The 14,967-nt window shown below is 53.2% G+C and carries 14 protein-coding genes; 4 read left to right on the top strand and 10 right to left on the bottom strand.

From position 1 onward, the window contains the following. Positions 1-28: 28 nt before the first annotated feature. From K355_RS0110990 to mobA, 3 genes are all read right to left on the bottom strand, one after another. Positions 29-499 (bottom strand): NfeD family protein, encoded by a 471-nt coding sequence (locus K355_RS0110990; RefSeq protein ID WP_022732195.1) that lies wholly within the window; start codon positions 497-499, stop codon positions 29-31. A gap of 21 nt (positions 500-520) precedes the next feature. Continuing rightward, positions 521-1,447, bottom strand: coding sequence for an SPFH domain-containing protein (locus tag K355_RS0110985; protein ID WP_022732194.1), 927 nt, complete (start codon positions 1,445-1,447; stop codon positions 521-523). 196 nt (positions 1,448-1,643) lie between these two features. Then, positions 1,644-2,291 carry a molybdenum cofactor guanylyltransferase MobA gene (gene mobA, locus K355_RS0110980; RefSeq protein WP_022732193.1) on the bottom strand — a complete coding sequence of 216 codons (648 nt, stop codon included), beginning with the start codon at positions 2,289-2,291 and terminating at the stop codon, positions 1,644-1,646. Positions 2,292-2,489: 198 nt separating this feature from the next. Here mobA and sugE point away from each other — a divergent pair, with 198 nt between their 5' ends. Then, on the top strand, positions 2,490-2,810 hold the full coding sequence (gene sugE / locus K355_RS0110975) for a quaternary ammonium compound efflux SMR transporter SugE (RefSeq protein WP_022732192.1): 321 nt from the start codon (positions 2,490-2,492) through the stop codon (positions 2,808-2,810). 78 nt (positions 2,811-2,888) lie between these two features. Here sugE and hydA read toward each other — a convergent pair whose 3' ends face one another. The 7 genes from hydA to aptA form a co-directional block, all read right to left on the bottom strand. Beyond that, positions 2,889-4,340 (bottom strand): dihydropyrimidinase, encoded by a 1,452-nt coding sequence (gene hydA / locus K355_RS0110970; protein WP_022732191.1) that lies wholly within the window; start codon positions 4,338-4,340, stop codon positions 2,889-2,891. 162 nt (positions 4,341-4,502) lie between these two features. Continuing rightward, positions 4,503-5,489 (bottom strand): ABC transporter substrate-binding protein, encoded by a 987-nt coding sequence (locus K355_RS0110965; RefSeq protein ID WP_022732190.1) that lies wholly within the window; start codon positions 5,487-5,489, stop codon positions 4,503-4,505. Between the two features lie 62 nt (positions 5,490-5,551). Next, positions 5,552-6,709, bottom strand: a complete 1,158-nt coding sequence (locus K355_RS0110960; RefSeq protein ID WP_022732189.1) for an ABC transporter permease — start codon at positions 6,707-6,709, stop codon at positions 5,552-5,554. Then, entirely contained in the window at positions 6,706-7,635 is a 930-nt protein-coding gene (locus K355_RS0110955) for an ABC transporter permease (RefSeq protein ID WP_028791528.1), read from the bottom strand. Before K355_RS0110955 ends, K355_RS0110960 begins: the two co-directional genes overlap by 4 nt. Then, entirely contained in the window at positions 7,625-8,416 is a 792-nt protein-coding gene (locus K355_RS0110950; protein ID WP_028791527.1) for an ABC transporter ATP-binding protein, read from the bottom strand. Before K355_RS0110950 ends, K355_RS0110955 begins: the two co-directional genes overlap by 11 nt. Positions 8,417-8,629: 213 nt before the next feature. Continuing rightward, positions 8,630-9,496: a nitrilase-related carbon-nitrogen hydrolase gene (locus K355_RS0110945; RefSeq protein ID WP_022732186.1), complete on the bottom strand. Its 867-nt coding sequence runs from the start codon at positions 9,494-9,496 to the stop codon at positions 8,630-8,632. A 252-nt stretch (positions 9,497-9,748) separates the two neighbouring features. Further along, positions 9,749-11,080 (bottom strand): omega-aminotransferase AptA, encoded by a 1,332-nt coding sequence (aptA, locus tag K355_RS0110935; RefSeq protein WP_022732184.1) that lies wholly within the window; start codon positions 11,078-11,080, stop codon positions 9,749-9,751. Positions 11,081-11,555: 475 nt separating this feature from the next. Here aptA and K355_RS23850 point away from each other — a divergent pair, with 475 nt between their 5' ends. From K355_RS23850 to K355_RS0110920, 3 genes are all read left to right on the top strand, one after another. Then, complete coding sequence (locus tag K355_RS23850) at positions 11,556-12,236, top strand: TetR/AcrR family transcriptional regulator (RefSeq protein ID WP_022732183.1); 681 nt, start codon at positions 11,556-11,558, stop codon at positions 12,234-12,236. 207 nt (positions 12,237-12,443) lie between these two features. Beyond that, positions 12,444-13,235: a substrate-binding periplasmic protein gene (locus K355_RS23845; RefSeq protein ID WP_245562938.1), complete on the top strand. Its 792-nt coding sequence runs from the start codon at positions 12,444-12,446 to the stop codon at positions 13,233-13,235. Between the two features lie 174 nt (positions 13,236-13,409). Next, positions 13,410-14,924, top strand: coding sequence for an alkaline phosphatase D family protein (locus K355_RS0110920; RefSeq protein ID WP_114091508.1), 1,515 nt, complete (start codon positions 13,410-13,412; stop codon positions 14,922-14,924). Positions 14,925-14,967 lie beyond the last annotated feature (43 nt).

The raw sequence follows: 14,967 nt of genomic DNA, 5'->3' as shown, positions 1-14,967 counted from the left end.
TACCAGAAACGCGACTAGTGTCTAAACCCTAGCTTGGTGTGTCGGTTTTGACCGCCTCGATAAGAAGTGTACTGCCTTCGATGCCGCAGACACGGACTTTCTGTCCTTTGGCAAGGTCTTCGTCTGATTTCAGGACCCAGCTTGAACCATAGACACTTTGGCGCACACGGCCATTGGTGGTTTTTTCGGTCAGGACCGTTGTTTTGCCGACCAGCGAAGAACTGGCACTGCTGACATCTTGCTCGTTCGCCCCGGAAACCCCGGGCCGAAAAAACCGCCGTCCGATCACGAACGACAGCACACTAAACACGCCAAACGCGATCAGTTGTATTTCCACCGAAATGTCGGGAACCAACAAAACGACAAATCCCACGGCCGCCGCCGCGACGGACAGCCACAAGAAAATGATGCCCGGCAACACCATTTCAAGCACAAGCATCAGGCAGGCCAAAATCCACCAATGCCAAAACTCGATACTCAGATCAGCAAACAAATCCATTACAGCGATCCCAAGGTCACGTTAGCTTTTATCCGTCTGCGAAATCGTTTTGATCAATTCGGCAACACCGCCAATCGAACCAACGACACCTGACGCATCAAGCGGCATGAAGACAAGTTTACTATTGGGGCTTGATGCAATTTGGCCCAGTGACTCAACATATTTCTGAGCAACAAAGTAATTGATCGCCTGAACATCCCCTTCGCGGATGGCTTTGGACACCGTTTCGGTTGCTTTGGCTTCTGCCTCGGCCGTACGTTCACGGGCCCGTGCATCCAGCTCGGCAGCGGCCATGCGGCCTTCGGCGGCCAGAATGGCAGCAGATTTTTCGCCTTCCGCACGTTTGATGTTGGCTTCACGTTCACCGTCCGCTTCAAGGATAAGCGCACGTTTCTCACGTTCTGCCTTCATCTGACGGTTCATGGCATCGGTCAGATCTTCGGGCGGATTGACGTCCTTGATCTCAACCCGGGTGATTTTAACACCCCAATCGCTTGTCGCTTCATCAAGAACCGCCAAAAGCAACAGGCTGATCTTTTCGCGATTTGACAGCATCTCGTCGAGTTCCATCGAGCCGAGCACACTGCGCAAATTGGTCATTGCCAAATTCTGAACCGCATAATCAAGCCGTTCGACTTTATAGGCTGCATCTTTGGTGGTGGTCACCCGGATGAAGACGACACCATCAACCGCAACAGACGCATTATCCTTGGAAATGACTTCCTGACTGGGAATGTCGAGCACCCGTTCCATCAGGCTCATACGCTGTCCGAGCCGATCAATAATCGGGACCAGGACGTGCATCCCAGGATCCAGTGTGCGCAAATAGCGCCCCAGTCTTTCGACGGTAACTTCGTAGCCCTGCGGCACGATCTTGACACTCATGAAAGTCAGAACGACTGCCAGCACAACAAAGGCGAGCGAGAATATTGCAAACGTCGATTGCATCTTTAGCCCTTAGAATGTCGAATCTGATAACGAAGATTCGGTGTTTAGGTGGCCAGATCGGCGCAAAATATAGCCAAACGAGAACCACCAGAAATGAATAAGTCCAATCATACCTGCAACCTGCATTTGGTGTGCAATAATATTGTTCGAACTTTGATTTTCTAGAACAACACCCAAATGCCGTCCGGGGGAAGGGTTAGCCCCCCTTGCCGCCGACAAAGCCAGACAGCATTTTATGAAGTTCGTTCAAATCCTCTGGCGAATTGACATTGGTAAAGGGTTCAATCGCCCCGTCGGAAACAGGAAACGTCACCTTTACCGCATCCATCATCCTCAAGGCCGCCCCAACGCGGCGGTCATCGTCGGCAAGCTGCCTTGCAATAACCGGCGCACTGCCGCGATGCCAGATGCTTGAAAGATAATGATCCCGATCCGCGTAGCTGGCAAAGGCGGCTTTGACGTCTGCATTTCGGGCACCGCTCAACAACTGTGCAACCATGTCATCGGGTACAATCGGGCAATCAACCGGAAAACTCACAAGCCAATCAATATCGCTCGGCAATACATCCAGCCCCCCCAGAACGCCGCCCAATGGTCCCTGCCCGGCTTTGGGCTGATCCCCGATCACGGGCACATCATATTCGGCAAATATCGCGGTATCTTCGTTTGACGAAATCATCACATGGTCGCATTGGGCGCGCGCCGCTTCGATCACGCGCGCCAGCAATGTCATCCCCCCCACTTCGCGAAACGGTTTGTTACCGCCCATGCGCCGCCCCGCGCCGCCCGCAAGGATCAGGGCGGCGGTCTTTGGTATGGCACGGGTATCAGATGATCTCGTCATGTCGCCCAGAATGCTCAGAGTAATGACAAAGTGGCATAGCGCCATTGCCAATCAGACAATTGCCCACCGGTGATTTGTCGCCTATAAATCCTGTTAGCACAATGGTGACCTTGCGCGCGTAAGGCACCCAGAAAACCGGACGACCGGTTTTCTGTATCAGAGCAACGGGGACGGCCCCTTTTTAAAAGGAGGCCGCCTATGGCCTGGATTGCATTGATCATTGCCGGTGTTTTGGAAGTTTGCTGGGCATCTGGCCTGAAATATTCCGAAGGTTTCACCAAACCCGTCCCAACCATTTTTACCCTTGTCACCATGGCGGGCAGTTTCTGGCTGCTTGCACTTGCCATGCGGACCATTCCGCTGGGCACGGCTTATGCCATCTGGACCGGCATCGGGGCGGTTGGGGCGGTTATTTTTGGCATCGTCATGCTGGGCGAAGCGGCAAATATTGGCCGTTTGATCGCAATTTGCATGATCCTTGGCGGGATTGTGATGCTGAAACTGTTTAGCCCGAGCTGACATTCCCAAACGCAGCGCAGAATACAAAACGGGGCAGCCGATGACTGCCCCGTTTGTCGTGCTATACCTGAACGAACCTTAGACGCCCGCTGGAATGCCTTTGCGTTCGACTTTGCGCGGTGAGGTCAGCTCTTTCCATTTCGAAAGCGCCTTATTGACTGCCGGGTAAGCATCACGACGGACAAACTCGCCATCACCACATTTGGCAACAACAACACCTTCCTCGGCGGCAATGCGGCCACGGCTGATGGTGTAGCGCGGAAGACCGGTGACTTCGATGCCTTCAAACACATTGTAATCAATTGCCGATTGCTGGTGTTTCGCCGTAATGGTTTTTGACACCTTCGGATCCCAAACCACAAGGTCCGCATCCGCCCCGACAAGGATCGCACCCTTACGCGGATAGACATTCAAAATCTTGGCAATGTTGGTCGAAGTGACAGCCACGAATTCATTCATGGTCAAACGACCGGTATTCACACCGCGCGACCAAAGAAGCGGCATACGGTCTTCAAGACCACCCGTCCCGTTCGGGATTTTGGTGAAATCACCAACGCCCATGCGTTTCTGTTCCGTCGTGAACGCGCAGTGGTCGGTTGCCACCACCTGAAGGCTGCCCGATGCCAGACCGTTCCAAAGACCGTCCTGATGTTCCTTGCTGCGGAATGGCGGGGACATCACCCGGCGTGCGGCGTGATCCCAATCGGTGTTTTTATATTCGCTGTCATCGAGCACAAGATGCTGGATCAGCGGTTCGCCAAACACACGTTTGCCGTTCTGACGCGCACGGCGGATGGCTTCGTGGGCCGGTTCGCAGGACACATGCACGATATAAAGCGGCACATTGGCCATATCGGCGATCATGATTGCACGGTTACATGCTTCGCCCTCAACATCCACGGGGCGGGAATAGGCGTGCGCCTCAGGCCCGTTATTGCCTTCAGCCAGCAGCTTTTGCTGCAAGGTCGCGACCACATCACCATTTTCGGCATGGACCAGTGGCATTGCCCCCAGTTCGGAACAGCGCGAGAAGGATGCGAACATCTCATCGTCATCGACCATAAGCGCGCCCTTATAAGCCATGAAGTGCTTAAAGGTGTTGATGCCCTTTTCCTCGACGACGACTTTCATTTCGTCAAAGACCTGCTCGCTCCACCAGGTCACCGCCATATGGAAGGAATAATCACAAACGGCTTTGGATGATTTGTTATCCCACGCCTGTAATGCTTCAAGCAGCGACTGGTTTGGGGCAGGCAAACAGAAATCGACCACCATGGTCGTGCCACCGGCAACAGCCGCCTTGGTACCACTTTCAAAATCGTCTTCGGAATAGGTGCCCATAAAGGGCATTTCCATGTGGGTGTGCGGATCAATCCCGCCGGGCATGACATAGCAACCGTCGGCGTCAATCACCTTGTCACCGGTCAGATTGTCCCCGATCGCGGCGATCTTGCCGTCTTCGACCAGAATGTCAGATTTATATGTCAGATCGGCGGTAACAATGGTTCCGCCACGAATAACCATGGACATGGGTGGCTCCTTGTCTGTCTCTTGCGGAAAGGTGCGGGCAGCCCGGCATTCCGTCTGTTTCCCCAACTATTTCGGGGCATCATCTAAAGCATTTTCGGAAGGTAAACCCGTCCGGCGAACCGATGTCCGCCGGACGGTTTAAAGTCGCGGTTCAAGAACCGATTACATTGCCGATTTATCGGTTACGGCATGGGTCCAGGCACCTTCCGGTTTTTTGGTAATCACCGGATCAGAACCACCCGACAGCAGGCTATCGACGGTCCGCTGATAGGCGGCATCGTCCAAAGCAGCACTATCGCCAAGCAGCTTGCCAATCTCGGTCATCATGCGGACCTGATGTTTTTCGGTCTGGGCACCGGTCATATCGTTATCAAGAACGATCATGGCGGCGTCTTGCGGGTTTTCTTTTGCCCACATCCAGCCTTTCATGCTGGCATCGACGAAACGCGCCATTTTGTCGACAAATGCCGGATCCTTGAGGTTGTCTTCAAGCACATAAAGACCGTCTTCAAGGGTCGCGACACCCTGATCTTCGTATTTGAAGACCTTCAGGTCATCGGCCGAAATACCGGCATCAATGACCTGCCAGTATTCGTTATAGGTCATGGTCGAAATGCAATCGGCCTGCTTCTGGATCAGCGGATCAACGTTAAAGCCCTGTTTAAGGACGGTAACACCTTTGTCGCTGCCATCGGTCGGAATGCCAAGTTTCGACATCCAGCTTAGGAACGGATATTCATTGCCAAAGAACCAGACGCCAAGGGTCCGGCCCGGGAAATCGTCCGGGCTTTCAACGCCGGTTTCTTTCAAGCAGGTCAACATCATGCCCGATTTGGCAAATGGCTGTGCGATATTGACCAGCGGAACGCCTTTTTCACGCGAAGCCAATGCCGACGGCATCCAGTCAATGATCACATCTGCACCACCACCGGCAATCACCTGCGGCGGGGCCACATCCGGGCCACCCGGATTGATGGTAACGTTCAGATCGGCGTCTTCGTAGAAGCCTTTATCCAGTGCCACGTAATAGCCGGCAAACTGAGCCTGCGTAACCCATTTAAGCTGCAGGGTTACGTCATCTGCTGCCATCGCCGAAAGCGATGTCAGACCGAAACTCAACCCTAGTGCAGTCGCCAATAATTTCTTCATTCGTCGATGTCTCCTCAAGGTTATCGTCAAGTCCTCCCGGTGGGTCGTCTTTAATTGTGCCTTTAATGGCGACGTACCCTAAAAGACGGATGCCATGACGTTGCTTTTCTCTCAACATACGCAACGGCCCCGTAGAAGGCGGTCCCCGCAAGGGCCGCCAGTGCGATTTCCGCCCAGACCATGTCGATATTCATGCGGCCCACCTCGGTCGAGATGCGAAAGCCCATACCAACAATCGGAGTGCCGAAAAATTCGGCGACGATTGCACCAATCAGCGCAAGCGTGGAATTGATTTTAAGTGCGTTGAAAACAAACGGCATGGCCGCCGGCAACCGCAAACGGAAAAGTGTCGACCAATAGCCCGACGCATAGGTCGCCATCAGGTCCTTTTCCAGTTTGCCCGCCGCATTCAACCCGGTCACCGTATTCACCAGCATCGGGAAAAACGTCATGATCACAATCACCGCGGCCTTCGATTGCCAATCAAAGCCAAACCACATCACCATGATCGGCGCGACCCCAATGATCGGCAAGGCCGAAACCATATTGCCCAGCGGCAAAAGCCCGCGTTTAAGGAACGGCACACGGTCCACCGCAATCGCGACCAGAAACGCAGATCCGCAGCCCATGACATAGCCACTGAGTGCTGCCTTGACAAAGGTCTGGTAGAAATCGGCCATCATAGTGTCGGTCGAAGAAACGAAACGTACCCCGATCATGCTGGGCGGCGGCAGCAAAACCTGCGGCACACCAAAGCCCGACACAACAACTTCCCAGACAAACAGCAACCAGACGCCAAACGCGATGGGCACAATAATATTGGCCGATTGCTGTTTGACGGTTTCAAGGCTGTGGTAATTGGCGATCACATCAATCGCGCGCCAGACAAACGCCCAAAGCGAAATGATGAACAGCCAGAACCCGGTGCTGGCATAACCAGCAACACCGTAATCATACAGCGCATCAATCGCCTGCCAGGCGCCAAACACCGCAACCGCCAGAATAATGAACGCATGGAAAATGGTGCGCACACCAATCCAGGTAAACGCCGCCCCGGCAATCACGCACAGCGCCATCGCACTGGCAAGACCGGGAATATCACCGACAAAGGCAACCTGTTTGCCGGTATCACCATCAATGCCCGCCAGCGGGAAAATCAGGGCCAACAGGGCGGCAACGGCACCCACAAGGCAGAATTTATCAAGCTTTACCTGTGTCATGCGCTTACCCCCATCCGGGCGAGAACACGCCGTTCACACCAGCCAACAATCACCACCATCATCGCGGCCAAAAAGGCTGCGGTGAAAAGTGCCGACCAGATTTGAATGGTTTGGCCATAGTACGATCCGGCAAGCAGTCGTGCACCAAGGCCAGCTTGCGCACCCGTTGGCAATTCGCCAATAATCGCGCCGACCAGACTAATTGCAATCGCGACCTTAAGGCTGGCAAACAGGTACGGCATGGCGGATGGCAACCGCAGTTGCCAGAATGTCTGCCATTTTGAGGCATTATAGGTCCGCATTAGATCAAGCTGGATCACCTGCGGGGATCGAAGGCCTTTAACCATGCTGATCGTGACCGGGAAAAAACAAAGGTAGGTCGAAATAATCGCCTTTGGCACCAGCCCCTTGATCCCGATCGCGCCCAGAACAACGATGACCATCGGCGCAATGGCAAGGATCGGGATGGTTTGCGACGAAATCACCCACGGCATGAGGCTTTTTTCCAGCGTCATGACATGGACAATGCCCACCGCCAAAACAATGCCCAGCAAGGTTCCTATGCTAAACCCCAGAAGTGTAGAGGAAAGCGTGACCCAACTATGATAGACCAAGGACCGCTTTGACGTGATCTTGATCGCAAAGATGGATTTATACATCTCCTCGACGACTTGATGGGGGGCAGGCAGGATTGGACGTTCCTGTGCCAGCGTATCTTCAATCAGCTGACTGGTCGTCCATGTTTGATCCGCCCGGTCATATCGGTCGATCTGGGTCGGCGCATTCATGAAAACCGCACCGACATACCAAAGAACCAACAGGGCCAGCAGAACAACACAGACCGGCCCGCTGTGCCCCGACATCATCCGGGTCCAAAGCGACGGTCCAGCAACTGATCCCGACAGGGTTGCGGTGTTACTCGTCATGGCCATGCCCCGCGCGCAGTCCTTCGCGTACCCGATGGGCAATCTCAAGGAATTCCGGCGTTTCGCGAATGTCGAGTGTTCGGTCCTTGGGGAATTTGGTTTCGATCACATCAATGATCCGCCCCGGACGCGGTGACATCACGACAATCTTGCTTGAAAGATAGACCGCCTCGGGGATGGAGTGGGTGACAAAGGCCACCGTCTTGTTGGTCCGCGCCCACAGCTTCAAAAGCTGTTCGTTCAAATGATCGCGGACAATTTCATCCAGCGCGCCGAACGGCTCATCCATCAACAGCAAATCGGCATCAAATGAAAGCGCACGCGCAATGGACGCACGTTGCTGCATCCCGCCTGAAAGCTGCCATGGGAATTTCTTTTCAAACCCGTTGAGTTCCACAAGCTTGAGCGCGTCATGGGCGCGCTTGATGCGTTCTTCCTTGGACAGGTCCATGATCTCAAGCGGCAGGGTCACATTGCGTTCAATGGAGCGCCACGGCAACAATGCCGGCGCCTGAAACACATAGCCATATGCGCGCGCTTCGCGGGCCGCCTCGGGCGAGACGCCATTGATCGAAATTTCGCCGCCCGTGGCTTTCTCCAGATCGGCAATCACGCGCAAAAGCGTTGTTTTGCCACAGCCCGACGGACCAATGAACGATACGAAATCGCCTTCTTCAATCGTAAGGTCAACTTCTGACAGCGCGTAAACCGGGCCATCAGCCGTTTGAAAAGTCAGCGATAAATCTTTGATATCAACAACGGCTTTTTTCGATGCGGGCATCGCGGCAACGTTATCGACAACTTGTTTTAGCGTCATGGGGTGTCCCCTGATCGTATGTCTCTCTCGGAACCAAAAGAGTTTCTTTTGGCACACTCGATGGAAGCCTCCCTCAGGGACGTTGCCCTGAACTTTGCCGGAATTTCGGGGTCATTGCCCCATATGTCGGTCAAAGCAAAACGGCGAGCGGGTTTCCCCGTTCGCCGGTATTCAATCTCAATTTCCGTCTGTCAGTCGGGTATAGGTTGAAGGACGACGGTCGCGGAAGAACTGCCAGTTATTGCGAATTTCACGCACCATCGACATGTCCATGTCATGGACCAGAAGTTCGTCATTCTCACGCGATGCCTGTGCTTCGATTTCACCGCGCGGATTGACGAAATAGCTTTGGCCATAGAACTCGCCAATATCCCAGGGCTGTTCGCGGCCAACCCGGTTGATCGCCCCGATAAAGCAGCCATTGGCAACGGCAGATGCGGGCTGTTCGAGTTTCCAGATATATTCCGAAACCCCGGCAACGGTGGCCGATGGATTGACGATATATTCCGCCCCATTTAAGGCCAGCGCACGCCAGCCTTCGGGGAAGTGGCGGTCATAGCAAATGTAAACGCCAAGCTTGCAATACTGGGTTTCAAACACCGGCCAGTTTGACGCACCGGGTTTAAAGAAGAATTTCTCCCAGAAACCGGCGACATGGGGGATATGGGTTTTGCGGTATTTACCAAGATAGGTGCCATCGGCGTCAATCACCGCAGCGGTATTGTAATAGACCCCGGTGATGTCTTCCTCATAGATCGGAACAACAATCACCATTTTGTATTTGGCCGCCAGTTCACACATCAATTGCGTGGTTGGGCCATCGGGGATCTTTTCCGCCGCTGCATACCATTTCTTGTCCTGACTGGGACAGAAATAGGGCTGGGTGAAAACTTCCTGAAAACACAGGACCTGCACACCTTTTTTACCCGCCTCTTCGATGTAGGGCAGATGTGCCTCGATCATGGCCTTGCGGATTTCTTCGGGGGTCTGATCGGTTGAACCTTTCAGGCTCATTTGAATCAGGCCGCCTCTCAGCTTTGACATCCGAGATAACCTCCTTGATCTGATATTTTAATGTCCTTTTGCCGGCTTATGCCGATCTTCGGACTTATGTCCAACCGCGCCCCAAAGACCCCTTGTTTTTATGCGGGTCTATTTCCCAGTCGGGACGCGATCAGAAAAATCGCGAAACAGATGTTTCCTCATCATGCGCCGATCTGCTGTCGTTGTTGTAATCAGCAGACCGGGCTTTTGTCCCCTGCCCGATCCGGGCAAGGGACATAGCTCAACGACCAATCAGTCGATTTCTTTGAGCACGTCGCGCAGCGTGCCAAACAGCTGATCAATGTGTGATTTTTCAATGATCAGTGGTGGCGACAGCGCAATGATATCCCCGGTGGTGCGGATCAGGATGCCTTTTTCAAACGCCTTCAGGAACGCGTTAAAGGCACGTTTGGTCGGGAATCCTTCGATCCCCTCAAGCTCGATCGCACCGATCAGGCCAAGGTTACGAACATCCTTGACCAACGGAAGGTCGATCAGGCTGTGCACCGCATCTTCCCAATACTGGCCAAGTTCCTTGCCCTTTTCATACAGACCGTCTTCTTCATAGGTCTCAAGCGTTGCCATGGCGGCCGCACAGGCAACTGGGTTGCCCGAATAGGTATAACCATGGAACAGCTCGATCATGTTTTCCGGGCCGGTCATGAAGGCATCATGAATATCATCGGTGGCAAACACTGCCCCCATCGGGATGGTGCCGTTGGTAAGCCCCTTGGCCGTTGTCACCAGATCAGGCTGAACCCCGAAATAATCCACCGCAAACGGCGCACCAAGGCGACCGAAACCAGTGATGACTTCATCAAAGATCAGAAGGATGCCGTGTTTGGTACAAATCTCACGCAAGCGTTCAAGATATCCCTTTGGCGGGATCAAAACGCCGGTGGAGCCTGCAACCGGCTCGACAATCACGGCTGCAATGGTTGATGGATCATGCAGTGCGCAAATGCGTTCAAGATCATCGGCCAAAAAGGCCCCATGTTCTGGCATGCCGCGCGTCACGCCGTTTTCTTCTGGAAGGTATGTGTGGCGGATATGATCAACACCACCCAACATCTGGCCAAATGTTTTGCGGTTGCCAGAAATACCACCCACCGAAATGCCGCCAAAGTTCACACCATGATAGCCGCGCTCACGCCCGATCAGGCGGGTGCGCTGGCCGTCGCCGCGTGCACGGTGATAGGCAAGGGCGATTTTAAGGGCGGTCTCAACCGATTCAGAACCAGAGTTGGTATAGAACACATGATTAAGGTCCCCCGGCATGATCTGTGCCAAACGATTGGCAAGCTCAAACGCCTTGGGGTGGCCCATCTGAAAGGCTGGTGCATAATCCAGCTCGTCCATCTGCGCCTTGACCGCTTCAACGATTTTCGGACGTTTGTGACCAGCGTTGCAGCACCAAAGACCCGCCGTCCCGTCAAGGATCTGGCGGTTGTCATCGGTTGTGTAATACATGCCTTCGGCCGCGACCAGCATACGCGGGGTCTGCTTGAACTGGCGGTTGGCCGTAAACGGCATCCAGAATGCCGAAAGATCATTCGGCCGGCTGATTTTCGTGGTGGCTGTCATAAAAGGTCTCCCGTACCTTTTCGCATTGCTTCCCTGATATCGGTCGGGGGACCTTCCCCAATCGCCGATACCTGACTTCTTCATCCAAACGTATGTTTTTCATCCAGCCCAAAGATCAACGCAGTGACCGATATGTCGAACATTTTTAATTTGGGGGTGTCCGGCATGCGGACACGCAAAAATCGTTAGCATGAGACACGCCCATGCACTAGAGCTTTAACACCACCGGGGAATTGTTTCGAATTTTCGACCGTCAAATGCCATTTTAGGAACCCTGATTTTTGTTTACGGCGCCTTTTTTCTGTTTATCTTTCATCGGGAGTGTTCGATATTTCGGACAAAACCGACTCTGGAACCCTTTTTCGGGTCCCCAAAACATGACGCGCATAAAAAAGTTTCTTTTGCATATTTAAGGTAGAGGTTATTTTAACCTGACCAAACGGTCAAGATAAATGACGCAAATCAGAGAGCATGAATGACCCCACTTAAAACCGGCTCAAAAACAGACAGCAAGACAGCGGTAAAACCGGCGCAAAACGGGGCACACAAAGCCGCCATTCGCCAGGAAAACGAAGAGCAAATTCTTGCTGCCGCCGAGAAGGTTTTTGCTGATTACGGATTTAAGGGGGCGACCACCGCACTGATTGCCGAAGTTGCCAACGTCCCCAAGGCAAATGTGCACTATTATTTCAGCACCAAAGAAGCGCTGTATCGCCGGATTATGGAAGACGTTTGCGATCACTGGCTTGAAGCGGCCATGACGTTTGACAACAGTGCCGATCCGGCCATCATCCTGCGCGGATACATCGAAGCCAAGATGGATTTATCGCGCGCCCGGCCCTATGGCTCGCGGCTTTGGGCACATGAAATCATTCGTGGGGCAAAATTCTCGTCTGATTACATCTCGACCACGGTGAAAAACTGGCTCGATAGCCGCGTTGTCGTCATTCGCGGCTGGATTACCGAGGGCAAGATGGACCACATTGAGCCCTACTCACTGATGTATATGATCTTTGCCACCACCCAGCATTACGCCGATTTCGGGGCCCAGATCGAGATTTTCAACAATGATCAGCCACTGAGCGAAACCCAATTCGCCGAGGCCAAAGAAAATGTCGTGCGCATTATCCTCAAAGGCGTTGGACTGAACGGATAAGACATCAAAGATCGGCTTGAATGCGCGTCCTGCCTCCACTTATGGATAGTTGCAAGCCCCGCCCGCGGAACAAACCTATAGCAGCAGATGTTGATATAACTTCCGCCGAGGTCAGAAATGGTGTGCACGCCCCCGCGATCAGGTGCGGCTGGCTTTTTTGACGCTGCTTTATTTGTTGGTGCCTTATTTCTTGGCGCCGGGAGTATTTTGTCGATCAGCAGCGCGATTGCCGACGAACCCGACGCCTCCAAGGATCAAATGATACGTTCTGTTGCCATACAGGGTTGTGAAACCATGTCTGTTGGCGGCGCTGAAGGCTGGGAACCGATCACCTATATCGACGAGAATGGCCGGCAGTTGGGCCTTGCCATCGACATCCTTGATGAATATGCCGCGCAACATGGCATCCACCTTAACCTCATGCTTGATATTCCCTGGTCACGATCGATCCAAATGCTGGGTAAGGGTGAGATTGACGTCATCGCAGGTGCCTATTTCACCAAGGAACGCAACCGCATTTACACCTATAGTGCGCCATTTGCCTTTGACGATGTCATGGTTTTCCAGCACCGCCAGAACCGTTTTCCAATGAACAACATTTATGATTTGATCGGCTATCGCGGGGCACGCCCGCAAGGTGGCAGTTATGGCGATTACATCGATCATTACGCCCAAACCAGCCTTGATATGATCTATTCCCCGACAGGAAACAGAATTTTCGATGTTCTTATCAATGGCCGTGCCGATTATGTGATGCTGGGCCGCTATGATGGGTTAACCAACCTGTATAAAAACCATCTTGAGGACGTAATTGAACCGGCAGAGCCCCCACTGGCCCGCAACGAAGTGTTGCTGATGTTTTCGCGCCAAAGTCCCTGCGCACAGCATATTGCCGAAATTAATCTGCTGATCAAAAGGTTGAAAGAAGACGGTACGCTTGAAAGATGGACAACCGTCCACCTTCGCGGCGTTATGAACGAGACGCCCTCAGACAGTTAGGGCATCGCGCGTTGCCTCAGATCATATTATTTCGCGCCCATCATGATTTGGCCCCTTTGCCTCAAAACCGCCCAGCCACCGAAAAATAGCATTATAACGGGCGTTCAAATCCACTTTAAATTGCAATATATTGGCGACCCAAAGCGGGCATAAAATCAAAACAAAAGGGTGGGCATGATGAAAATCCTGATGGGACCGGTACTTTCATTTCGTGGTTATGACGCGGCAACAAACCGCTGGAAACTCAGTGTGCTGATGGTGACCAAAATTGGGCCACCCGGCGATCTTTTCTTTATCGGCGATGTCCATGTGCCTCCTGCCAGCGCAACGCTTGTTTGGCAGCTTGGTGATCGTGCAGCTTACAGTTTTTCTTTTGACGCCCCACTTGCAGACACCCCGACCACACTGACGTATAGCCCGTCGGAAGACACCTATTTTGATGTTCATCTACCTCCCCGCGACCATGCACCAAACATGGCCTATGCGTCGTGCAACGGGTTTTCATCGCAAAAGGTGATGAAGGGGGTCGAGGTTAAAAACAAAATGTGGCTTGAGATGGCCGGGCGTCATGATCAAGCCCCCTATCATCTGATGTTGCTTGGCGGGGATCAGGTCTATGCCGATTCCGTTTGGGAAGTCGTGCCAAGTATCAAGACATGGAACGCCTTACCCAATGCCAAGGCCAACAAGGCGACCTTTACCAAGACGATGGAAAGCCAACTCGAAAGATTCTATTTCGATCTTTATACCGAACGCTGGGCCCAGCCCGAAGTCGCGCAAATGATGGCGACCGTTCCGGCAATTTCGATGTGGGATGATCATGATATTTTCGATGGCTGGGGCTCCTATCCGCCCGAACGCCAGAATTGCGATGTGTTTCAGGGCATCGGCAAAATCGCCACCCATGCCTTTGGCGTGTTTCAGCAACATCTGTCCCCCGAAACCGAAAAACCTGCCTTCTATCTGGCCCCCGATCATGGATTTTCGGTTGGGCACATTGTCGGCAGTACAGCGATCCTGTCTGTTGATATGCGGTCCGAACGCACCCAAAGACAGGTCTTATCGCCCGATCACTGGGACAAGATATATGACTGGCTTTCCAGCCTTTCCGAGATCGACCATCTGTTTGTAATGTCGAGCATCCCGGTCGTCTATCCCGACTTTAATGTGCTTGAAACCTTGCTGGGTGCCGTGCCCGGCCAACAGGAACTTGAAGACGATTTGCAAGACCATTGGAGCAGCCGAAGCCATAAGGGTGAACGCAGCCGCATGGTCCATCGCCTGTTTAAAATTCAGGAAACCGGCATCCGGGTGACGATCCTGTCGGGCGATGTGCATGTCGCGGCCTTTGGCATGCTTGAAAACAACCGGACCGAATACATTGGTCAGACGCGGGTGATCAATCAGTTGATTTCATCGGCAATTGTCCATCCCGCACCGGGCAAGATGGTGCTGTTTGCCCTGACCCATTTGCTTGATAACGAAAAGGAAATCGATCCGTCGATCATATCGCGGATGGGCACATTCCCCGGCACCAACACCAAGTTTGTCGGTGCGCGCAATTTCCTTAGCCTTGAACCCGATACAAGCCGGGCCCGCCCGCGCTATTGGGCGCACTGGATTGCCGAAAACGAAGACGAACCCTTTACCAAGGTCATCCATCCGGTGGAAAACGAATTCCCCGTTTGATTGTCATGACTGGAATAGAAAACGGGCGGACCGGATAACCGGC

Origin of the sequence: Thalassospira lucentensis MCCC 1A00383 = DSM 14000 (assembly GCF_000421265.1) — a bacterium.
GTDB lineage: Bacteria > Pseudomonadota > Alphaproteobacteria > Rhodospirillales > Thalassospiraceae > Thalassospira > Thalassospira lucentensis.
This window is presented reverse-complemented; position numbering and strand designations above follow the sequence as displayed.